Here is a 23,922-nt window from a genome sequence, read left to right on the forward strand (position 1 = left end):
ATTAGTGCTTTTTTTAGGAGATTTTGTTGTCACCAGTTTGTATTTTCATCAAGATGTCAATCGCCTTTTGTCTAATATTACGATATAAGTTTATAAAGTTGTCATAGAATAAATAGAGATAGAGGTCATGTTTTTTGTCCATATCCAATAATGCTTGGGTGTTTGTTTGTAGAGTAGCGTAGGTTGAATCTGTTTTGCCCTTAAAACGGTCTATGTTGCTTTCTATTTCTAGTAGAGTTTGATGCATTACAATTTTAAAATTGTAAAAATCATCACTTTTTTCAAACTCATTCTTAACTGATTGAGCCGTAGTTGTGATGTATGAATATGGATTAATTTCAATTCGATAGTATGATAAATAAACCATTTGAGCTCGATATTGATACTTTTCTGGAGTATTTGACTTAATACCGGCTATTTCTGTTTCGCAATACTCTTTTAGTTCAGTCAGATTATGTTTCTTAGAAAACACCAATAGTTCTGAAATTATAGCTGATAGTTTTTGTTCTCCCTTTGCTAACTCTTTTAAATAGTCCGAAATATTTTCATTTTGAGAAACACTCTCAGATATGGCTGGTAAGGATTTTAACCAATCATTGATTCGAATTATATCATATAAACCCGCTTCGGTATTTGAAGAGCCATTTCTATAGTAAACTTTTCCTTCTTCTAAACCTTTTAGTGAATTTATGGAGGGTACAATAGGCAATTCATATTTGTAAATAGGAAATTCTAAAACTCCAAATAATTTTTCTTGGAAATGTATTGAATAATAGGAAAACTTTGGTCTTGGTGTTAATTTGTCTTTTATTTTATCCTGAAGAATTGATTCGTCGTACTTTTCTTTTAGCCCAATTAAATCTAATTTACCATTCGTTAACTCTCTTACACCAAAGATGATGTATGAGGTCTCTGGTCGAATAGTATTTGCAAATGATATTACGTCTTTAACAAATTTTGAAGTCGCACTTTTATTAGAATCATTTCCAAAATCGTAAAACTCCTCCTTAAAGTCTAATATTGAACTTTCACTTTTTTTCAGTAGGTTTTCGAAATCGGATTCTGAAATCATGGTAAAGTGGTTACAACAGTTTTGTATAAGAATAGTTGCGTGTTTGTGTGCGCGGAATTTCCGAAGGAAATTTAGATGTAGCAAATACGCAACTACCTTTATTTAATCACAAAATAGCAAATATTTTTATACGTTATTGTGAGTAGTTTTTTATTTAAAAAGTTCCTTGTTGATCGCATATAATTTTTCGTGCATAGGTGAGTGGTCAATTATTTTTCTTTTGACTAATTCCTCTTCTAACGCCAATTGTTCCATATTTGAACTTTTTGTTCCATTTTGGTATTGTTCATAAATATTCAAAAGCCCGTCGTCTGAAAAATACTGGAAACTATTTTTAGACTCTTGATATTCTCGCATGTTATTTTGAATACTTTCATTTAGTATATTTTCTTGTTTATTTTGCTCGATTTTGACCTTTAAATTTTTAGTAATTTCTTTTGATTTTTCTGCACCAGTAGAAATCAAAGTCAACACTATTGCCATTACGACAACAACTCCTACCATAAAAAGTAAAAATTCTGGAACAGTAAAGGCCTCACCCAAGAAAATAGCATTAAAATTTTTCACGTAACTTTATTTTTAGTTCAGAATATTATTAATTCAGTTTTTGTGTTGTGCACCGTCTTTTGTACCATTGGAATTTTTTATACGGCATTTGTTGATTTCTAAATGTATTTCTTTTGGTCAAATATAAATCTCATTTTTATATTGTAACCTTTTGTTTTTGGAATTGTTTCCCATGTCATAATGGCTAATGAGGTTACTATTAGCTATAATAAAAGTGTAGGCTTCCCTAAAAGGAGATAAAACTGAGCCGGATAACAATATGCCATTATAAATAGAGTTTTTTTTATTTTTATTTATACAAATCGTTGTAAAAACTCTTCGCTAGTTACTAATGCAATTTCTAAAATTGACTTCCAGTAATTATGTCCGAAAGAAAGTTTGTTGACTTCACTAGTTTCAATTATCAAATCCGTTATTTCATTTAAAGGTAATTTTTGTCTGAATTTATTAATTGTATTTTCTAAAGGAGTTATAACTGAATCAATATTTTCTGTAAATCTCTCTAATAAGTGAAGTTCAGTGTAGTGACTTAATATTAAATTGAAAGTGTTTTCATCAATTCTATTTGGGTTTTTAAGAGAGAATTCGACCGTTATTACGTTATCTTCAATTTTAATATCTGCAAAAAGATATTGTTGCTCTGGCAGAATATCAAGATATAGATTCAAAAATAAAGGATTACTGTTTTGATCTTTCCATTTCGTGTTTTTATACGAATTACATTTAGTGCAAGACGGAAATAGGTTTTTTGGATTAACCGCATATTCTGAAAACTCTTCTTTTGGAATTAAATGATCAAATGAATTGATTTCACTTATGGTACAGTTTTGGCAAGTATTAATAATCCTCTTAGTTTCAGTAGTAGTAATTTTAATTTTAAGATTTTGAATTATTTTACTCTTAAACGAGTAAAGCTTTAGGAGATCTGTTTTAGTGTTGTTGTTGAATGGATGGGCAGATAAAAGACTAAAATTATTCCCGTCAAAGCAAGCACGATATTCTATATATTTTTTCGCGACGCATGTATTGAGTAATGTCACTCTTGTTTTATAATCAGGATCAGTAGGTGACTTTTTTTTCGAATCAATCATATCCTTGTAGAACTGAAAATCATCGCCACTGTACGAATTTAGATTACGCATCGTTATTTTTAATTAAGCTTTTAATGTAAATTTTAGCATTTAAACTAAGTGGAATTTGGTCAAATTCAATTTGGGAAACAATTGCATTATAACTATAACCTGCGCTTACAAACTCCTTTATTTTGGTTTTATAATGTTTTATAATTTCTTTGTTTCCAAAAACTTCTTCGGTTAATACAGAGGAATCTTCACCGAAAGATTCTATCCCAATCCTTCGGATTGATGGAACATTTTCGTGTTTCTCAATTACATAAACATTTTTAGAAAAAAGCTCTCTAATAATTAAAGGAGAATGAGTTGTAATGATACAATAGGATTCAAATTCTTCCACAAGGTTGTAGATTGTATTAACTAATTGAGTTATGGCATTTGGATGCAAATGTGTTTCGGGTTCGTCAAATAATAATAGAGAATCATATCTAATGTTTGCGACAATCTCAGTAATTATAAATAAAATGATTCCTTGTCCCGAACTTAATTTTTTTCTTACCGCGCTAAAATCGGTGATATCAACTTCAAATTTTGGTTTTAATTGAGTTCCATTTTCCGCTGGAACTATAAATTGATCTACTAATTCTTCATCTATAAAATTTAATAACACATCACGCCATTGAATAATTCTATCTAATTCTTCGATACGCTTCCATGTATTATGAAATCGAAGTAGTAAACCTCTTTCAGAGTTAATCTCACCCTTATCGTTACGAATACCACAATAGACGTAATTAAATGAAGCTGTTTTGGAAGGAATTTCAAAATTATCAAATACACTATAAGACACAGTAATTACCTTACTAAAAAATGGTGTTTTCGGACTAAAACTTTCATTTTTTTTATTAGAAATATCCTTAGGTAAGTGTGTGATTAATTGTGTTTTACCTGCACCGTTCTTACCAATTATCCCATAAATTCTATTTGAAAATTCATTGCTGTTATTAAAATTAAACTCAACATCAATAGGTTCTTTTGAAAATATAGGTTTAAAAGAATAATTAAAGGAATAAAGATTTGATAGATCATAATCGTACACTATATATCTTGCTTCACGAAGAAGTCTTTCGGCTCTATCTACTCGGATTAAGGATTGGCGAAAGGCTTCTTTTTTTTCAAATTTTTCTTGAATGTCTAAAAAAAATGCACAGTCTTTTAATGCATAAAGGACGCTTTCAAAATTTCTCCCTAAAACCTCTTTCAAGTTTTTATAATAATCGGAACTTTGACCTAGGGAACAGAAGGAAGTGTTTAAGCTTTCAAAAGAATCAGGAATCACGGTAGTTTTATTTTCTTCTTCATCCATAACCTTTACGGAACCAATAGGGATTCTGTTTGTGTCAACATCATAATAAAATAAATAGAAAAGGGTATAATATTTATGGTCATTCCATCCAGAATTATGAGCCAAAACAAAGGAGGGGTATTTTACCGGTCTATTATGTGCAGTCCCTCTATCGAAACTATAACTAGTTGTTTTGTCTACATGAAAAGGAATGTTGTTATGTTTTATATAAATAGATGCATTTTCTTTAGTCTTAGGTCTAATTATATAAAGTGGAAGTCCATCATCGTTATACTCATTAAGATAGAGTTCAAGGGTATCTTTCTCTAAGTATTGATTTATTAATAAAACAAACTTTATAATTTCATCTTCATTTTTACGAAAATCAGGTGAAATAACAGTTTGAAGAAATCTGACAAAGGCCTCATCATCTTTGGTAAGCTTTAATCTTTCAATAAATAAGTATTCTTCATCATAATCATCGTTGTTTATAGTGTGTTGAATTATTTCTCTTAATGCATCCTCATATCGAGAGTCCTCAGAAGGCATTGATGATAAATCCCAAATTCTTTCTAGAAAATTCAGATAGCCATTTCCATCTTCGAATTCACCAAATGGATTCCGTTCTTTTCTTATTGCAGAAAAAAGCTGCAACTTATTTTTTTCGTTAATAGAAAATTCTCCCATAAAAAATTATCCAGCTACAGAAATTATATTTTTTAATTATCACATTCCCAAAAAGAAATAATTCCTCCAAGTTGTGCATTGATTAGGTCTTCCACCTTTTCCAACATTTCTCGAACAATACAGCCTTTTTTAACTATTTGCATTCCAGTTGATTCAGCACTTGTTTTTATCTATTATGTCTGCGACTTCTTTTAAATTAATAATCTCAGTATTATCATTTCTCTTAATAACAATCGTGGCTATCTTCCAAGTGCCTAAATCATCTTTCTGGTCATTTGTCATTTTAGATTTTCGACTATCTCCAAAAATCATAAACCCTAGGTCTTCAATCTCCTTTAGATCTTTGGAAAGATTAAATCCAATTTCAATGGACTGTTGTGTTTCAACTACTCCCATACCAAATAAGTCTCCCCAATCTCGCAGGTTTTGTAAGAACGAACCAATAACATCTACTTCTTCCTGAGTCTTTAATTCATCATGGTCAAATTCTGAGACATCCATGCCATTAACAATATTTACTATTTCTTTTCCAGAGGTTATTCTTTTAAGAATCATCTTTGAAGCTTTAGATTCTTCTTTAGAAGCTTTATCTATTGTTAGTTTAACCCATTTTTCATGATTGGTTTTTATTTGATGAAGAAGTTTTTCTGAATATGTTTCATTTTGCTCATCTATAATTCTGTGATGATTTCGACACAGTAAAATTAGATTAGAATGGGCATCATAATCATCCAGGTATTTTGGTTTATGGCGAGGGCCTTTAGACTTGTTGCTAATTATATGGCATTCTTCTCCCAAGTTTAAATTAACATTGTGAGCATCTTTTTCTGTGACAAGTTCTATTCTGCAAATTGCACATCTATTTCCAGACCTTGCCCATAACGTTTTCCTACTTTTCTCACTAATTGACATAACTGTTATATTTCTAGAAATCGTTGAATAAAAGTATTCGCTTTGGAAAAATTTTCAACTTGTCCATTTAAATTTCTATAGTTTTTCAACCCATGAAATAAATTATTACGCAACCTGTATACTATAATTCCAATGGCTAAAACTTTAGCGTTATCAGCAATAATATGACCTAATAACACATCTTTTACAAATTGTTCCCTATCGTTTCTTCTAAAATTCAAGTATTGAAAGCGATTACTAATTGAATTTTCTACGACATATCTGTTCTGATAATAATTAAAACATTCGTGAAAATCTTCAAAATTTGGATTTCTGTTGACTATTTCTTGTTCTAATAAATTTATTGAGAAGCGAGCATTAAATATTGTATTCTCAAAAATATTCCAGATTAAGGTAAAATCCTTAATTTCATCTAATTCTTGAACTGAATAATCAGTACCAAATTTATTATTTATCCATTCTATCATAATTGTTTGAAGTTTCTTTTAGTTTCTGCCAACGATTAGATTATGGTAACTGGGGCAATAGAAAATAACAAACTTTCAGTTTTGCACCGAGCCAAATTTTTATTTTTAACTTATTCATTTTAAAGCCAAATTACATATTTGGCGGTATTGGATAATAAAAGTGAACTTTCATTAACAACCGAAATCCCTATTTGCTATATACAGTGTTCTCAGTTCTGCTTTATTTTTTTTAGTAACTTTGAACGAAATAGGACGGTTTACCAACTTGCTTTATCGATGCTAGTCATTAGAAGTCTTAACGGACGAAGTGTAGGGTGAACCACCTATTTTATTTGATGTATCGAATAAAGCCAAACTTTTCTGTTCCCATATAAATCATCTCTAACATTTAAGACAACTTGAATTAATCCCAATTTTTGTTCTTTAGTTTCTACATGGGCCTTAATTCCTATTTTACTCACGGTATAATTTTTAGTTGTCTTTCTTTGATTGAAAGTAGTGTAAAATTCTACTTGTTCAACAATTTGTTTAGCTATTCCTAAAGATTTTAAAGAATAAGTTATTCGTTCTGTTCCTCTTTTTTTAGAAGTAATGTGCTTCCAAGCAACATTGGAAATTATTATGTTTGTTCTTAGGGCTAAACAATAACAGAGTCCATTGTTTTCTGATTTCCATCTCTTGAAGAAATCCCTAGATTTTTGCTGATCACCTATTAAAATCTTCTTGTAATCGTTTTCGAGATGTAACCTTGGGTAAGTAATAGAATGTATTAAGTTACTGCACAATTTTATAAAGTCACCTTTACTATGTTCTCCAAATTTCTGATTTAATGGGATGTTTATTAAAGTATCTATTCCTTCAGTTTTTAGATCCGTACTTTTTAAATCAACCCACCAAGCTTCCGGGTTTAATCTAGTTTTTTGGTTTAAGACTTTGTCGGTATCAACTGACTGATTATTAGATATTCTATCACCAGGGTTAATAAAGATTAAAACAGCAGGTTCGATTTGTTTTTTCCAGTATTTAATATGCTTTTCAAGGTTAGGCTTGCTTTTAAATTTAAATTTAATGGTTTCATTATCTAAGCTTGAAATATATCCACCCCCACATTTAACTTGAACATTAATTCTCACTCCTAATTCTGTCCCTCTTTTTTTTAGAATGATAACCCCATCAATTCCACAGTCATTTCTTTGCTCGAAAGGTTGCCAGCCACACTCCCAAAACTCCTGAACAAATTGAGAAACTACTCTCATTCCTGTGGCTTCATTCTTAGTTATTTGCCTTTGTTTATAGGTGATCATGTTCTTTTGCTTTTGCTGACTGCCAACAATTAGATATAGCTATCAACTATATCCCCTTTATGTCTACTAAAATAGTTTAATTGGGTTAAACCTCATAATCGTTATTTCTGCTAGACTAAGTAGTGCATTATTTTTTAAAGTACACCTTGTGGGAGTCACAGGAGTTATCGTGGTGACTGTGGTCATAATACAGGTTGATTATAAAATTCTTGTAAATTAGTTAGAGATGAAAGAAAAATGAGTAGTGATATAATTAGTTTATTCTAATTAAACTAGACTCTATCTCACTCCTTTTATAGTACACTCTATAGCCAATTCCGTAAGAGATTATCGTCCCTTTCTTTGTCCAATTATAAACCGTCGAAATATCAATTTTAAGATAATCCGCCACTTCATGTCTAGTCATTAGCTCGACAGGTTCTTTAGGTTGGAAATACTTTTTGATATTTTCCAGTTCCTCTTGAATGATGGTTATTTTTTCAAGGACTGATTCCAAGGCCGCGGGTAAATCCTCAAATCTGAAATTTTTCATAATTATTCTTTTATCGTTTTTCCTGAATTTAAAATTTTTTTTAATTTTTTTTTCAAAAAGTCATGCACTGAATAAACTATAAAGAAGCCCCTCCCCAATTGTAATTTTGGATGCTTGGGTACTTGCTTTAATTGGATCTTTCTTCAAATACCCATTTAGGCCATCCGACCCCTGTTTAAGAGACTATTTTACTTTTGGCAACCCTAAGTGCCATTACCTAGCCTGCATTCGCTTCGCTCATGGAATCAAACTTCATCCCACCCTTTTTAAATCCTGGGAGATAGGACTGGCTTATCTCATAATTAAAATCTAATCAGTATGACCAACTACAAACAAATTAAAAATCCGGAGACGGGCGAAACAGAATTTTTATTCAATGCAACCTTATTGAAAATTGGAAAAAGTGAATTGGAAAACTCCAATCAAAAGCTTTTCAAAGTGGTAACTCTAAAGTTTAATTTGCCGGACGGTGAAGAGGTAGAGCGCACTGCTATGTGCTATTTTTCGAATTACCAGTATGGTATTGAACCGGGCAAGGATTATTTGTGCAATCTATCCTTCGATTCTGAAGGTAATCCACAAATAAGGATGAGTCACCTCTCCAATGCCGAAAGATCAACCGCTGAAGACTTTTCTGGACTGCTACAAGTAGCAAAACAATTAGTTGATGATAAGGATGTAGTTTAATTCCAAGTGTCATCAAATTCGAGGTAAGGACTTCTATGAACTATGTAGAAGTCCTTTTTTATTAACAAACTAAATAATATAGCTACAATGGAAATAAGAACATCCGAAAGGAAAAAAGCAAAAATAAAGCTGGCACTACAGGGTAGTGCAGGAAGTGGAAAAACCTATTCTTCACTGCTCATTGCAAAGGGATTGGTGAGTGGAGATTTCACCAAAACAGCTATAATAGATACTGAAAATAGGTCAGCAGACCTATATGCCCACTTAGGCCCCTATAACGTGGTCTCCTTTGAACCTCCATATGCTCCAGAGAGGTATATAGAAGCAATTTCGCTTTGTGAAAAAGCAGGAATGGAAGTTATTATAATTGATAGTATATCTCACTGTTGGGACTATCTATTGGATGTCCACAGTAATATGTTGGGCAATAGCTTCACTAATTGGGGTAAGGTGACACCTAGGCAAAATGCCTTTATCAATAAACTACTCCGCTCTGATGCCCATATCATTTCAACTATGAGAGTAAAGCAGGACTATGTGCTAAATCAAAAGAATGGTAAAATGGTTCCTGAAAAGGTTGGCTTAAAGGCCATTCAGAGGAATGATCTTGACTATGAATTTACTATAGTTTTCGATATAGATAGTGCCCATAATGCAAAGGCATCAAAGGATCGTACAGGGCTATTTATCGACAAGCCAGAATTTGTGATCAATGCAAGTACTGGTAAAAAGATAATTCAGTGGTGCGACCAAGGATCCGGAACAGGAGAAGAAAGGGTTAGACTCGAAATTGAGGCTTGCGAAAGTATCGAGGGACTTAGACATATCTATTCCAAATATCCAAATATTCAGGATACTATCAAGCCAAGAATAATGGCAAAGAAGCAACTATTGGAGAATATACAATCTCAGGTAATTTCAAACACACAAATTATACAACAATCTAAAAACCAAGAAAATGGAACTGATAACAGTTAAGAATAATATAGAGAATCAGATTATTTCTGAAAAAGATATTACAATATCAAAAGGGAGCTTTATAGAAGCTAACACGAAACAGGTGACATTAGATCATCTTAAAAGGGAATGCATTATACCAGTTTATAGTGACAATGAATCTACAATTTCGCATGCTCAATTTATTGATGCTACTACAGAGGTGGCAAGGGCAAATTTTGCCGAAACTAGGATATTACCACCTAACATAAGAATATCTCATGTAATCAAAGGAAGGGTGCCATCCGCTATTGGTAAACCAGTTAAGGAGTTAAAACCTGAAGAAAAGACTATTTACTACCAACGATGTGCCTTCATGATTGAAGTGCCAAGTTTGACAGAAAATGTTAATAATAATAGCTTGTCCCTGACCATAGGTGGTGTAAGGGCCTTAAATCAGGAAAACCTGTATAGTAAAAGAAATCTTGAGAAGTTCAAGGTGTTTATAGGATTTAAAAATTTAGTGTGTACCAATTTAGCTATAAGTACAGATGGATTAAATGCGGACATAAGAGTGAGCAGTGTCGCTGAATTGAAGGATAAAATACACGAGTTAATTCATCAGTTTGATAAGGATAGGTTTTTAGGGAATTTAGAACGAATGAGTAAATTTCAATTAGATGAACTTCAGTTCGCACATACCTTAGGCAAAATGAGAATGTACCAACACCTAAATAAGACAGAAAAAGTTGGCAAGTTGGCGTTGGCAATGAATGACAACCAAATTGGAGTCGTTGTTAAAAATTATTATGGGGATCCTAATTTCTCAAGAAGTTCAAATAGGGAAATTAGCTTATGGAATTTTTACAATTTAATGACCGAAGCCAACAAGTCAAGTTATATTGACTCAAACCTTGAGCGAAATGCCAGTGCTTTTGAGTTTGTCCAAGGATTAGCTGATTCTTTGCAGAACCGAAGTGAAAACTGGTTTTTGAATTAAGGATTCTTGGATATTTTATGAACAAAGAAGACCTGGCCGAACAGCTTAAACACAGCTCGTCTGAGTGGATCTATATAGTCACTTGGAACAATATACTGAAACAACTTTTTACACCCTTTAAAGTGGCCGTATTGAGGCCTGTTGGGCAGTTGTACAAAGGGCAAGTTGTTTGGGTGGAGCGTGTGAAAGTAACTATGGATTTAAAGACTGTATTTGTTATAGAGGGAGCTGCCTATTACTATTATTATTTCGACATCCTTGTAGATTAACCATTAAGTTCAATAGGAGTTATGCTGTATTTTGGATAACCAAGCTTTTGAGATGGTTTCTCCTATATCAAAAAACCCCTGAAAACGTTATGTGCATATTGGAAAAGGAGAGAAAAGAGGTGGGTCAAATGGACTTCAACCTTTTTTCTTTCTTATCCGTTATAGTCTTACATACCCTATTTTTGGCCATATATTTTGCAATTAGTTTTTTCTAGATTATTATATAATAGCTAAAACGTGATACTATTTTCATCAATGATATTACTTTTATAACCGCTGGGAAATTAAATTGGATAAAATTGGGATTAGTAGATAAGGTAAAAGTATTGGATGATTTCTTAAATGAAAGACACCTTGAAAACGAATTTTCCAAGGAAAGATTTGACTATTTTGGTATTGACTATGATGGTTCTATAAGCACTGAAAGTTATATACAAATACATAAACTTCCCTTACCATTGGAGGAAGTAGAAGAATATGAAGTCGTTATTAAATTTGAAGAATACCAACTTTCAGGATTTAAGTCAGCACTCATAGATATAAAAAACAGTTTTGTTAAGGAGTTTATAACGGCCACTATTCCGCTTGTTCAAAAGATAGCCTATGGGAACTCATTAAAACAAAAGCTTATACGTAAACTGGAAAAATTTAGAAACCACAAAACTGGTCGGAAATTTGCTGGCATATTATCTGATTTTATTAATGAATTAACTGTTGAATACATAGACTATGAAGATCGTGATGGAAAAAGCAATAATTCTTTTAAATATCTTCCAAAGGCACATTGGGGCACATTGACCAAACTTTTCCACGCGTTAATAGATAATGAATTATTGGGAGGGGACACTGTCGAAGCTGACTTTCTTTATATTTTTCAAAACCTTAAAGTTGAGAATCCTGTAAGATGGATTGGACATACCTCTGAACTAAAATACTTCATTGAATTAATTAATAGAACTGATCTTGGTTTTGAAGACAAGGGAAGTTATAAGTGGAGAATTGCTGTTAAATGCTTTCTAAAAGTCAGTAGCACCCATTTAAAAACAATCACTTTTACAGACTTAAGGACTTATAAAGTCACCCCGAAAACAAAGGAGAAATTGGATAATATTTTGGTAAATAAAATATTAAAAACTCCTATACTTCGCTAATACTACGCATAAATATTTTTTATAATAATTATCATTTTAAAATGATGAATATGCCTATTAATTAAGGCTATATCTGTACTTCGCATGTACTACGTTTTGAATTTTTAGTAGATTAAAATCTCTATAAACTTCATATCCTTGCTCCAGAAAATCTAACGGATCCTACATAACAACTAGTTTAAAGGAAATGGGATTTAAAATTTTATTAAAATTATAAAAAGTAATATATGGCAGAATTAGAAATAAAGTCTTTAGCCAAAGACGAAAACAAGAAAAATTCAATTGAAAAAGGGAATATGCCCTTTTGGACAATTGCTTCGGACGGAAAAGTAAAAATAAAACAATATGAACTGACTAAATTTTTAGAAAAGGGAGGCTTTTGCAAAACAGCCACTAAAAATGGAATATCTGTTGTTAGGGTAGAGAATAACATCGTTTCGGATGCTCCGGATCATGAAATGATTGATTACATTAAGGGGTTTCTGACCTCCAACAAACAGGCTCAAGTATTGGAAGCCTTTTCCACAGGTGTTTCCACCTATATTAACAAAGGAAAAAATAATTTGCTCAGGACGGTACAGATTCCTATCGACAAGGATCCCAAAGATGAAGCCTGGTTCTATTATAAAAATACAGCAGTAAAAGTAACCATGGGCAATATCGAAGAGGTTGAATATGAGCATTTACCTCATAAGATATGGGATTCAAGGATTTTAAAAAGAGATTATAAACCCGCTAATGGCCTCGCATCAGATTTTTACAAATTTATGTACAATCTTGCTGGCCAAAATTCTGAAAGGATAATCGCTTTAATGTCGATATTTGGGTATTTACTTCATCGTTACCAGAATACGTCATTGACTAGAGCAGTGATCTTTGTTGACGAAAACATTTCTTTTGATGGTAAGGCAAATGGTGGATCTGGTAAAACACTTTTAACGGAAGCACTGAGCAAAATGAGAGAATTGGTTGGTATGGATGGCAAAAATATCAAAACCGGCAGCTGGTTTAGGAATCAAAGAATCACTCCAACGACAGATTTGGTCAGATACGATGACGTGCAAAGAGATTTCAGTTTAGAAACCATGTATTCCATGATAACTTCAGGGGTTACGGTGGAACGGAAATATGAACATGAATTCTATATTAGACCCGAAAACGCCCCCAAATTTATCGTTAGTAGTAATTATCCGGTGAAAGGTACGGGTGGCTCAACAGACGAAAGAAGACGTTGTGAATTTGAGGTGGCAAATTATTACAGTGTGGATCATCAGCCCAAAGATGATTTTAAGAAGAACTTTTTTAGTGACTGGAACAGCGATGAATGGAACACATTTGATGCATTAATGATGGACTGCGTCCAAGTTTATTTCCAGAAAGGTTTGATTATTCCTGATCCAATAAATCTGGTAAAGAATAAATTGATTAATGATACTTCGGAGGAATTCGTGTCTTATATGGACGATTCTATAGATTTTGATAAATGGATTGATAAAAGGGAATGCCATCAGTCATTCCTTGAAAAATACCCTATCCACAAGGATGTTACATCCCACCAATTTACAAAGTGGCTAAAGGCGTTTGCTAGTCATAAACAGTTAGAATATGATGACAAATCTTCTGGAGGTAAGTATATCTTTATTTTAAAAACTATTAAAATGGTGGACGATGAAAAATAAAGGAATCATTTACAAGGTGACCCATAAAGAAAGTGGTAAATCATATATCGGAGCCACTACCAAAACGATGGAATCCCGTAGGGCAGACCATGTCCAAAAGGCCAATAAGGGCTTAGGAGGGCAATTTCAAGAAGCAATAGCTACTCAGGGCCCAGAGGCATTTACGTGGGTGCAGATCGATACTGCCACCACTATTAATGAGTTGGCTCATAAGGAAAAGGATTACATTATGAAATACGACAGTATGGAAAATGGACTTAATTCCGATTCAGGAGGTGGGATGCAAAAATCCGTTTATCAATACACTATAGACGGTAGCCTGATAAATACCTTTGATAGCTTGGAAAGTGCAGCTAATGCAGTTAGTGCATATAAAACTTGTATAGGAAATGCGTGTACGGGTCAAAGTAAAACCTGCAAAGGCTACTTGTGGACTTATTCCTCTACTTTTCCGGTTGGAATTGTTGATGAAAGAAAAAAACAGGTTGGGCAATTTAACCTAGACAATAGTTTTGTTGCTGAATACAGATCTGTAGCGGAAGCATCTAGAATTACGGGAATATCCAAAACCTGTATTTCAAGATGCTGCAGAGGTGAACGTGATAAGTCGGGGGGTTATATTTGGAAATACTCCACTTAGCAGAAATTCTTTGAATTTTCTAGTTATAATGTTAATAAAGTAAAGCCATAAAAAGTAATTTATGGCTTTCTTTTTGTCTTACATTATCAAATTGTGGCTGAGTTAAGTAATGTTTTGCTTACATTTAAAACTTAAAAATTTTAATTGAATATCCATATAAATGGCAAAACAAAATAACGGTGCTACTTTTGAGCAAAACCTTTTCAAAGCAGCTGATAAACTCCGTAAAAACATTGATGCAGCCGAATATAAGTATGTTGTATTGGGCTTAGTATTTATAAAATATATTTCTGAAACCTTCAATGAGCTTTACCAGAAGTTGGAAGCGGATGAATGGAGTGATCCAGAAGATAGAGATGAATACTTAGCTGAAAATATTTTCTTTGTACCATCCACAGCACGTTGGACACACTTACACAATAACGCGAAATTAGCCACCATCGGACAAATCATAGACGAAGCCATGGAAGCTATTGAAAAGGAGAATTCAGAGCTAAAAAATGTTCTTCCAAAAGTATATGGTAAGGCTAATTTGGACAAAGCCTCCTTGGGGCAGTTAATAGATTTAATTTCCAATACAGAGCTCCAGGCAGAAAATGAAAATTCCAAGGATCTTTTTGGTAGAGTTTACGAGTATTTTCTAGGCGAGTTTGCCAATGCTGAAGGTAAAAAAGGAGGTCAATTCTACACGCCAAAAGCCATAGTAAAATTAATGGTAGAAATGATTGAGCCTTATAAAGGCAGAGTTTTTGACCCTGCTTGCGGTTCTGGAGGAATGTTTGTTATGAGTGAAAAGTTTGTCACAGAACACCAAGGAAAGATAAGTGACATTACGGTATATGGACAGGAAAGTAACCAAACTACCTGGAAGCTATCTAAAATGAATCTAGCTATACGTAACATAAACTCACAGTTTGTAAGCTGGAATACAGAAGGTTCATTTTTAAAAGATGCACACCCGGATTTAAAAGCAGATTATATTCTTGCCAATCCACCGTTTAACCAAAAGGATTGGGGTATAGAAATTTTGCAAGATGATGCCCGTTGGAAATATGGCATACCGCCGAGTGGCAATGCTAACTATGGTTGGATGATGCACATGTTATATCATTTAGCGCCAACAGGAGTTATGGCAACTGTGTTAGCAAATGGGTCTTTAAGTTCCAATACCTCGGGGGAAGGTGATATACGTAAAAACCTGGTAGAGCAAGATTTGGTAGAGTGCATTGTAGCCTTACCAAAACAACTGTTTTACAATACCGGAATACCGGCTTGTATTTGGTTTTTAAGACGGGAAAAGAGTAACCATAGTAAAGAAATATTGTTTATTGACGCTTCTGAGATGGGGTATATGAAAGATAGGACCCATCGTGATTTAGCTGATGAGGATATTGATTTAATTACTGAAACATACCATAATTGGCGTAAGAGTGAAAATTATGAGGATGTTAAAGGCTTTTGTAAATCTGCCAAAACAGATGAAGTGATTAAACACAACCATGTATTAACACCTGGGAGATATGTAGGTATTGAAGATGAAGAAGATGATGGTATTCCTTTTGAAGATAAAATGGCTGAATTAACCACAGCTTTAAAAAAACAGATGGTTAAAGAAGAAGCGTTGAATGAAGAAATAAAACAGCAACTTTCTAAAATTGGATTCAACTTATGAGTTCTATAAATTTTATAAAAATCAAGGATATTTGTAATAAAGTATCTGTTGGATATGTTGGCTCAACTACAAAATATTTCTCAACTAAAGAAAAAGGGATTCCTTTTTTACGATCAAAAAACATTCGATTAGGTAGGATTGACATGAATGATTTGGCTTATGTCACAAAAGATTTTCACAATAAAAACAAAAAAAGTCAATTAAAAAAAGGAGATATAGTCATTGTTAGAGTTGGTCAAAATCGAGGTGATGTTTGTAAAATTTCAGACGAATTTGAAGAAATGAATGTTGCAAATTGTGTTTTTTTAAGACCACCAAAAGAATATAGTGACTACCTAGAGATTTTACTTCGTTCACCTTTTGGACAAAAATTACTTTTATCTATATCAACTGGTTCAGCACAGGAAGTTCTGAATACGGGAGCAATAGCGGAGTTAAAAGTTCCTGTTCCAAAAATAGAGATGATCGAATATGTAGCTTCATTGATTAATAGTTTTGATAATAAAATTAATCTCTTAAAACAACAAAACACCACCTTAGAAACCATAGCACAAACTATTTTTAAAGAATGGTTTGGTAAATACCAAATTGGTGATGAATTACCTGAGGGGTGGACTTTAGGAACAATTGGAGATTTAACAAAAATAAAACGTGGAGGTTCGCCAAGACCAATTAAAGATTATATTTCAGATTCAGGTTATAGATGGTTAAAAATTTCTGATGCAACGGCTACTGATTCTCCCTATATATTTGAAATAAAAGAACATATAAAAGTTGAAGGTTTAAAAAAAACAACTTTAAAAAAGGCAGGAGATTTAGTGTTATCCAATAGTGCAACACCAGGAATGCCTAAATTTTTAGCGGTTGATAGTTGTGTTCATGATGGTTGGATGCATTTTCCTAGCTCAAAAGTTTCTAATGAATATCTGTACTTGCTTTTTCTTCATATTAAACCAATACTAGTGCAACAAGGAAGTGGAAGTGTATTTGTTAATTTGAAAACAGATATTTTAAGATTCTTTGAAACAGTTATTCCTTCAAATAAAGCGTTTAAAGATTTTGATAAATTAATAAAACCAATTTTTGAAAAGATATTAAGTAACGCAAAACAAATCCAATCCCTCACTTTAACAAGAGATACCTTATTGCCAAAATTAATGAGTGGAGAAATAAGAGTGAAATTATAAGTAAATATGCTAAAAGCACCCAATTTGTTCAATCATGCTACTAGTGAATTAAGCCAAGATGCATTTATAGCTTGGTTATTAGAATGGGCAAACCCAGACTACAAAACTTGTGATGAACCTCTACATAAAATGGGTACATCTTTTTTAAAGGAATTATTGGCTACAAAGAACATACCTTTAAGCAGTATACAGTCATTTAAACTCCAAACACAGTACCACAAAATAGATGTGTATCTTGAATTGGTCATAGATAAGGTAAGTATAGGTATAATAATAGAAGACAAGGTGTTTACTTCCAATCACTCTGACCAGCTCGCTAGGTACAAAAATATAATCAGCAAGAAAGTAGACAAGGTAGTGCCAATTTATTTCAAGACAGGATTTCAACATTGCTACAACGATGTAAAAAGTAAGGAATATTACCAGTATACTGTAAAAGAGTTTTCGGCACTATTAAGACATGGGGTAGAGCAAGGTATACAAAATGATATAGTAACTAGTTATTACAACTTTATAGCCGAAAAGGAGCAACTATTTGATAAAGCTAAAGAATCTTTTGAAAATTATAAATCACAACCAATAGGTGAGTGGGATTGGTGGTCTTGCACAGGCTTTTTTAAGGATTATAAACCTCATTTTAGATGGGCAGATTGGGGTTCTGTTGGAAATAACCGGCAACCCTTATTGGCGTTTTGGTTTGGACACCGTGATCTTTCCATTGAGGATGAAAATAACACGACCATTACCCTTAGGCCATACATTGATATGGTATACTCTGAAAAAAATATCAAAATCAACTTTAGGGTAGCAGTTAAAAATTATCCGCAAACAAACAACAGAAACAGAAATAAGATTTATAGTGCGTTTAAGCCTTATTTGGTAGGGGCTGGCATCAAACACAAAAAGCCAACATTTCGAAAAGCAAAGGAAACCATGTTATTGGCGCAAGTGACTGAGCTTGATGATTCTTTAATTTACAATGATCTTGTGGCTTTGCTGGTGAATTATAAAAATGTATTGGATGATTTTATAGATAATCAGAATATAATTCTTTAATAATTACTTCGTGCATGACAACGTTAGAAACTTGGAAAGAACAGGTATTGGATTACAATACATCGCTTAATGACAAACTACGCCAAAATGAAATAGCCAAAAGCCTTTATTATGGCTTTAAGGTTATTGATGGCAAGTTAATAGATAAGCCAGATATTCTCTTTGTGGGGATCAATCCTGGCATGGGTAATAAAACAAGGCACTATTCTGTACAGTTTGATAATGAACGTATATCATACTTGGACAAGTACAACGACGACTATAGGGTGGATTACCCTAGAACATATCATTTAGCCGAAAAGACTATCAAGTTTTTTGAGCAAATGAAGTGGTCTAATGTAAAAATTATAGATTTATTGGAGAATAAGGTTGTTAAAACCAATTTTTATCACATTGCTACTAACAATGGAAACGATATTAATAAAACAGTAAATCAAATTGAAAATGGTTTTCACCATTCTTATTTCCAAAAGAGTGCTGAATTTACTTTGAAGTTAATAGAAATTATTAAGCCTAAGCTGGTTATTTTAGAAGGTAAAAAGGTTTATGATGATATTGTTGTTCAATGTTGTGGGCAAAAGGACACTTGGAAAACTGATAAATTTGGCGATTGCTTTGACAAAAAATTAAATACCCATTTTATAGGGTATGATAGAACTTTTAGTAATGATAACAGAGCTGTTTTTGTAGCAAGATTGCAAGAATTATTAAATAAAGAGTAAAATTATGCTCGATGAAAATGCCATAGAAATTGCTTTTATAGACCAATTGGTGAGTCAAGGCTATAACTATTATTACGGTCCAGATATTACACCATATGGCTCCAATCCACAACGTAAAAGTTTTGAAAGTGTAATTCTTGAACAGCAGTTTAGAAATTCTTTAGAAAAGCTAAATCCTAACTTACCATCCTCTGCGATTACAGAAGCCTACAGCAAAGTTGTAGACTTAGGGACATTAGATGTGATGGAAAATAATGAGCGTTTTCATACGTATTTGACCAATGGTGTTACTGTAGAATTTACAAAAGAAGGAGTAACAAAAGGGATAAAGGTCCAAATCATAGATTTTGATAACCCAGAAAACAATGAATTTTGGGCAATCAATCAATTGGTGGTTAAGGAAAATAATTCTGAAAAGCGATTAGATGTGGTAATCTACATTAACGGCTTGCCTTTAGTGATTGTAGAACTCAAAAATGCGACTGATGAAAAAGCCACGGTTCATAGAGCCTATACCCAGATCCAAAATTATAAGAGTGCGGTACCTAGTATATTTTATTACAATGCTTTGTGTGTAATCTCAGATGGTATTGATGCGAAAGCTTCTAGCTTGTCAGCGCCCTTATCAAGATTTTTAACGTGGAAAGCCCCTAAGGAACCAGCGCATGACCTTTCAATTCAACATCCAAATGATTTGGCAAAAGCATCAGAACCAAAAGTCTCCTATGGCTTAACTGAACTACAAACCCTTTCAGAGTTCATGTTAAATAAGAAAGTGCTTCTTAATTTAATAAGGTATTGTACGGTATTTGAAAGCGAAGAAAAAGTAGATAAAACAACTGGTTTAATATCTATTAGCAAGGTAAAGAAGGTAGCTGCTTATCATCAATATTATGCAGTTCAGAAGGCAGTAGAACAAACAATACGTGCAACACATTCCGTGGATGGCAATAAAAAAATAGGCGTGGTTTGGCATACACAAGGTTCTGGTAAGTCTTTGACTATGGTGTTCTATAGTGGAAAGATTATTACACATCCGGAAATGAAGAATCCTACCATAGTTATTTTAACGGATAGAAATGATTTGGATGATCAGTTGTTTGGAACCTTTGGTAACTGTGTTGGTTTATTACGACAAACACCTGTTCAGGCAACGAGTAGAGAACATATAAAAGAATTGCTCAAAGTTTCCGGTGGGGGAGTGGTTTTTACGACTATTCAAAAATTCAGTCCGGAGGAAGGCAATGTACATGACACATTATCAGAAAGAACCAACATTGTGGTAGTTGCTGATGAGGCGCACCGCAGTCAATATGGTTTTAAAGGCCGTGTTGTAGAGTTAGAGGAAGGTTCAGAGCTGCGCTATGGCAATGCCAAATATATGCGGGATGCCTTGCCAAATGCCTCTTATATTGGTTTTACGGGCACACCTATTGAAAAAGAAGATAAATCAACACCAGCAGTTTTTGGAAAGTATATTGATGTGTATGACATTAAACAAGCAGTTGATGATGGCGCAACAGTTCCTATCAGCTACGAATCACGTTTGGTGAAAATTAAATTGGATCAGGAAGTTAGTAGTGAAATTGACACCTTGGTAGATGAAATTTCAGGTGCCACGGAAGAGCAATTAGAAAGAGCTAAAAAGAAAAATGCCACTATTAATGCTATTGTTGGGCATCCAGAACGTTTAAAAGACGTCGCGGAAGATATTGTTTCCCATTTTGAAGCCAGACAAGAAGTATTTGAGGGTAAGGCCATGATTGTGGGTATGACACGTCAAATTTGTGTGGATCTATATGCTCAATTAATAGAATTGAAACCAGAATGGCACCATGAAGATCGGGATAAAGGGACTATTAAAGTCATAATGACGAGTTCGTCTGATGATCCAGAAAGCTTTCAACCTCACCATACTACTAAACAACAACGTAAGGAGTTGGCAACTCGAATGAAAGACCCCAATGATGAATTAAAATTGGTGATTGTTCGTGATATGTGGTTAACAGGATTTGATGCACCAAGCATGCACACGATGTATATTGACAAAAAAATGCAAGGTGCCAACTTGATGCAAGCCATAGCACGTGTAAACAGAGTTTATAAGGACAAGCCAGGAGGCTTAATTGTAGATTATATCGGAATAGGACAGGAATTACGTAATGCCATGGCAACCTATTTACAGAGTGGTGGAGAAGGAAAAGCGTTTGTAGATATAGCTGAAGCCGTTGCTTTGATGATAGAAAAGTTTGAGATCATTGAACAGATGTTCCATAACTACGACTATAAAGCTTATTTTCAAGCAGAAACTAATGTAAAACTACAAGTTTTATTGGGTGCTCAAAACTATATATTGTCGAGTGAAAAATTAAGGGACAGGTTTTTAAAAGAAATAACATCCCTGTCCAAGTTATTTGCTATGGCTATTCCAAGTAGGGAAGCTAATACTATAAAGGATGAAGTAGCATTTTTTCAAGCAGTAAAGGCACGGATCAATAAGTTCACAACCTCTGGGGTAAAATCTGATTATGACGTTGAAACAGCGATTAAACAAATTGTAGATGACGCTCTAAGTAGTGATGGGGTAATTGATGTTTTTAGTGCTGCTGGTATTGAAACACCTTCCGTCGGCATTTTATCTGACGAGTTTTTATTGGAAGTAAAAAACATGCAACAAAAGAACTTGGCTTATGAGTTGCTTAAAAAGTTGTTGAGCGATGATGTAAGAGTTAGAAAATCTAAAAACATAGCACAGGCTAAAAAGTTTTCAGAAATGATTGAAAGTGCTGTAAAAAAATATCATAACAATCAGATAGATTCAGCGCAGGTATTAGAAGAATTATCGGCTATTGCACGTGAAATGAGGTTAGAGGATCATAAAGCAGTTGAACTAGGTTTAACCGAGGAAGAATATGCTTTTTATAGTGTCCTAAATCAAAATGATTCAACAAAATTCTTGGATGATGATAAAATGAAGGAACTCATCCATCATATAGTTGATATAATTCGTAAAAATGCCACGGTTGATTGGAGTAAAAGAAGTGATGTTAGAGCTAAATTGAGAGTAACCGTACGGAAAATATTAATGCGTTATGGCTATCCGCCAGATTTGGCACGTATGGAAGCGGACAGAGTCCTGGAACAGAGTGAAGTATTGGCCAATGCATTCACAAAAGAATTTTAAGAATAATTAAATTATATAAGAAAAAGGGCATACAATTCGGTTACCCATTAACTTGGCAAGTTGTCAAATAGTTGTATTACAAAAGGTTACCTTCCTTGGTTCGAGCCCAAGAGGGGGAGCAGATAGGCCCGGTAAAACGTTAGTTTTACTGGGCTTTTTCTTTTTAGATACGTTCCAATTATCCAACATTGATAAGAAAGGATCATGCCTAATTTCTGGGTATTTAAATATTTATGCAAATAATTGAGTTAGCCTATAGAGGAAGAATTTATTATTTCTAACGGATCGTGCTTAATTGTTGTGTTTATGCAAAAATTGTCCAATGTCTTCTATAAACCAAGTTCTTATTATGTTTTATAACAGATCTTATCGTGGGCGCTAGATCATTTATTCAAATGAACGTCAAAAAATATATTATATTTAAGTCTTAAAATAAAATATTACAAATGGGAAAATTTGAAATTAAAAAAGACAAATCCGGACAGTTTCGGTTCAATTTAAAGGCATCCAATGGACAGATCATTTTGGGAAGTGAGGCGTATACTACCAAAGCAGCTTGTGATAATGGGATATCATCCGTAAGAACAAATTCGCAAGAAGATGGCAGATATGAACGCAATACGGCCAAAGATGGCAGCCCATACTTTAACCTCAAGGCATCCAATGGTCAAGTAATCGGCAAAAGCGAAATGTATTCAAGTTCCTCTGCCATGGAAAATGGTATTGCTTCTGTTAAGAAAAATGCACCTGAAGCTACAGTTGAGGATAACTCATAATGGTCTTTGGAACAACAACAGTACATGTTGATAATTACCAGGAAAGGCAGTCATAAAGGCTGTCTTTTTTATTTTTTAACCATTTAGTAAGAGAGGTTTACCCTGAGCGGAGCCGAAGGGGGCTAACAAAAACGGGATCCAATCTATTTAGTAGGTTGGATTTTTTGTGGCAATTAAGCATTCTTTATATTATAAGGGCTTTTTCAATAAGTTCTTTATAAGCCACTTAAACAATGTTCTAATTGTTCAATTAATGCATACTATGGAAGAGCATATATTCGGAGCTATTTCTTTCCAATAGATAGTTGATCGTTTTTTAGGGTTCTAAATATGAGGAATAGAACCTGATGCATTTCCTCTCCTATTGATTGCCTCAGGATAGAAAAAGCTTTAGTGATATGGGCCTCGACCGATTTAATAGATACTTGCTTATATTCGGCGATTTCTAAATTGGTGAGTCCATCTTGCTTACTTAGTAAAAATATTTCTTTACATTTTGGAGGTAGGTCCTGAATTGCCCGTTTTACTAATTTTATTCTTCGTTCAAAGGCATGTCCATCTTCATTTTCTACCATGGTGGTAAGGGCATCAATATATTTTTTCTCTAAGGGAACTACTAATTTCTGTTTGCGGTATTCGTCTATAAATTCGTTGTAGACCGACTTATAAAGAAAACTCCTAATTTCAAAATCGGTTTTTAACCGATTTCGTTTCTTCCAGGTACGGATAAAAACATTTTGGACAATGTCTTCAGCAGCTTTCTCATCATTACTAAGGCTATAGGCATAAATACATAGCTTATGATGGTACGTATCCACTAGAAACGTATAAGCTTTGGAATCCCCTGATTTCAGAGCTTCAATCAATTGTAAGTTGTCATAATATTTGGTTGGCATATGGTAATTTGGTAATAATTGTCGGTTAATTTGGGCAATTTATAAAAAAAATGCATTTAAAAGTTAGGGTATTGTAAAATTGATACGTATTAATTGTAAATAGTACGT

General features: G+C 33.4%; 22 protein-coding genes. 13 read left to right on the forward strand and 9 right to left on the reverse strand.

The genetic code is table 11. The features are described from left to right. Nucleotides 1–13: 13 nt before the first annotated feature. The 8 genes from KO529_RS09940 to KO529_RS09975 all read right to left on the reverse strand — a co-directional run bounded on the left by KO529_RS09940 (nt 14) and on the right by KO529_RS09975 (nt 7,959). Complete coding sequence (locus tag KO529_RS09940; RefSeq protein ID WP_215947739.1) at nt 14–1,072, reverse strand: AlbA family DNA-binding domain-containing protein; 1,059 nt, start codon at nt 1,070–1,072, stop codon at nt 14–16. 150 nt (nt 1,073–1,222) lie between these two features. Continuing rightward, nucleotides 1,223–1,639 (reverse strand): hypothetical protein, encoded by a 417-nt coding sequence (locus KO529_RS09945; protein ID WP_215947740.1) that lies wholly within the window; start codon nt 1,637–1,639, stop codon nt 1,223–1,225. A gap of 293 nt (nt 1,640–1,932) precedes the next feature. Further along, nucleotides 1,933–2,781 (reverse strand): HNH endonuclease, encoded by an 849-nt coding sequence (locus KO529_RS09950; RefSeq protein WP_215947741.1) that lies wholly within the window; start codon nt 2,779–2,781, stop codon nt 1,933–1,935. Then, the gene (locus KO529_RS09955; protein ID WP_215947742.1) at nt 2,774–4,744 is read right to left on the reverse strand and encodes an AAA family ATPase; all 1,971 of its coding nucleotides are present in this window, start codon (nt 4,742–4,744) and stop codon (nt 2,774–2,776) included. The genes KO529_RS09950 and KO529_RS09955 overlap by 8 nt, the downstream gene beginning before the upstream one ends. 153 nt (nt 4,745–4,897) lie before the next feature. Continuing rightward, nucleotides 4,898–5,656 carry an HNH endonuclease gene (locus tag KO529_RS09960; protein ID WP_215947743.1) on the reverse strand — a complete coding sequence of 253 codons (759 nt, stop codon included), beginning with the start codon at nt 5,654–5,656 and terminating at the stop codon, nt 4,898–4,900. Nucleotides 5,657–5,661: 5 nt separating this feature from the next. Next, nucleotides 5,662–6,123, reverse strand: coding sequence for a hypothetical protein (locus tag KO529_RS09965; protein ID WP_215947744.1), 462 nt, complete (start codon nt 6,121–6,123; stop codon nt 5,662–5,664). A 323-nt stretch (nt 6,124–6,446) separates the two neighbouring features. Further along, entirely contained in the window at nt 6,447–7,427 is a 981-nt protein-coding gene (locus KO529_RS09970) for a DUF4365 domain-containing protein (protein ID WP_215947745.1), read from the reverse strand. A 253-nt stretch (nt 7,428–7,680) separates the two neighbouring features. Beyond that, nucleotides 7,681–7,959, reverse strand: a complete 279-nt coding sequence (locus tag KO529_RS09975) for a helix-turn-helix domain-containing protein (protein ID WP_215947746.1) — start codon at nt 7,957–7,959, stop codon at nt 7,681–7,683. Nucleotides 7,960–8,277: 318 nt separating this feature from the next. On the opposite strand from KO529_RS09975, the gene KO529_RS09980 reads away from it, so the two are divergent. The 13 genes from KO529_RS09980 (at nt 8,278) to KO529_RS10040 (ending at nt 22,918) form a co-directional block, all read left to right on the forward strand. Then, the gene (locus KO529_RS09980) at nt 8,278–8,646 is read left to right on the forward strand and encodes a hypothetical protein (protein WP_215947747.1); all 369 of its coding nucleotides are present in this window, start codon (nt 8,278–8,280) and stop codon (nt 8,644–8,646) included. Between the two features lie 87 nt (nt 8,647–8,733). Beyond that, entirely contained in the window at nt 8,734–9,624 is an 891-nt protein-coding gene (locus KO529_RS09985; RefSeq protein ID WP_215947748.1) for an AAA family ATPase, read from the forward strand. After that, a complete protein-coding gene (locus tag KO529_RS09990; RefSeq protein WP_215947749.1) occupies nt 9,605–10,582 on the forward strand; it encodes a DUF3871 family protein in 978 nt (325 codons plus the stop codon). The genes KO529_RS09985 and KO529_RS09990 overlap by 20 nt, the downstream gene beginning before the upstream one ends. Nucleotides 10,583–10,599: 17 nt before the next feature. Continuing rightward, entirely contained in the window at nt 10,600–10,851 is a 252-nt protein-coding gene (locus tag KO529_RS09995) for a hypothetical protein (protein WP_215947750.1), read from the forward strand. A gap of 299 nt (nt 10,852–11,150) precedes the next feature. Then, a complete protein-coding gene (locus KO529_RS10000; RefSeq protein WP_215947751.1) occupies nt 11,151–12,002 on the forward strand; it encodes a hypothetical protein in 852 nt (283 codons plus the stop codon). A gap of 227 nt (nt 12,003–12,229) precedes the next feature. Next, nucleotides 12,230–13,681 (forward strand): primase-helicase family protein, encoded by a 1,452-nt coding sequence (locus KO529_RS10005; RefSeq protein WP_215947752.1) that lies wholly within the window; start codon nt 12,230–12,232, stop codon nt 13,679–13,681. Beyond that, entirely contained in the window at nt 13,671–14,321 is a 651-nt protein-coding gene (locus KO529_RS10010; protein ID WP_215947753.1) for an NUMOD1 domain-containing DNA-binding protein, read from the forward strand. Before KO529_RS10005 ends, KO529_RS10010 begins: the two co-directional genes overlap by 11 nt. 160 nt (nt 14,322–14,481) lie before the next feature. Continuing rightward, nucleotides 14,482–15,993, forward strand: coding sequence for a type I restriction-modification system subunit M (locus KO529_RS10015; protein ID WP_215947754.1), 1,512 nt, complete (start codon nt 14,482–14,484; stop codon nt 15,991–15,993). Next, a complete protein-coding gene (locus KO529_RS10020) occupies nt 15,990–17,180 on the forward strand; it encodes a restriction endonuclease subunit S (RefSeq protein WP_215947755.1) in 1,191 nt (396 codons plus the stop codon). The genes KO529_RS10015 and KO529_RS10020 overlap by 4 nt, the downstream gene beginning before the upstream one ends. Nucleotides 17,181–17,186: 6 nt before the next feature. Continuing rightward, complete coding sequence (locus tag KO529_RS10025; protein ID WP_215947756.1) at nt 17,187–18,236, forward strand: PD-(D/E)XK nuclease family protein; 1,050 nt, start codon at nt 17,187–17,189, stop codon at nt 18,234–18,236. Between the two features lie 14 nt (nt 18,237–18,250). Beyond that, the gene (locus KO529_RS10030) at nt 18,251–18,958 is read left to right on the forward strand and encodes a hypothetical protein (protein WP_215947757.1); all 708 of its coding nucleotides are present in this window, start codon (nt 18,251–18,253) and stop codon (nt 18,956–18,958) included. A 4-nt stretch (nt 18,959–18,962) separates the two neighbouring features. Beyond that, complete coding sequence (locus KO529_RS10035; protein ID WP_215947758.1) at nt 18,963–22,142, forward strand: type I restriction endonuclease subunit R; 3,180 nt, start codon at nt 18,963–18,965, stop codon at nt 22,140–22,142. Between the two features lie 446 nt (nt 22,143–22,588). Continuing rightward, nucleotides 22,589–22,918, forward strand: a complete 330-nt coding sequence (locus KO529_RS10040; protein ID WP_215947759.1) for a YegP family protein — start codon at nt 22,589–22,591, stop codon at nt 22,916–22,918. A gap of 284 nt (nt 22,919–23,202) precedes the next feature. On the opposite strand, the gene KO529_RS10045 is transcribed toward KO529_RS10040, so the two are convergent. Beyond that, nucleotides 23,203–23,814, reverse strand: a complete 612-nt coding sequence (locus tag KO529_RS10045; protein ID WP_215947760.1) for an RNA polymerase sigma factor — start codon at nt 23,812–23,814, stop codon at nt 23,203–23,205. Between the last annotated feature and the right edge of the window lie 108 nt (nt 23,815–23,922).

It is taken from the genome of Arenibacter algicola, assembly GCF_018860365.1.
Classification (GTDB): Bacteria; Bacteroidota; Bacteroidia; order Flavobacteriales; family Flavobacteriaceae; genus Arenibacter; species Arenibacter algicola_B.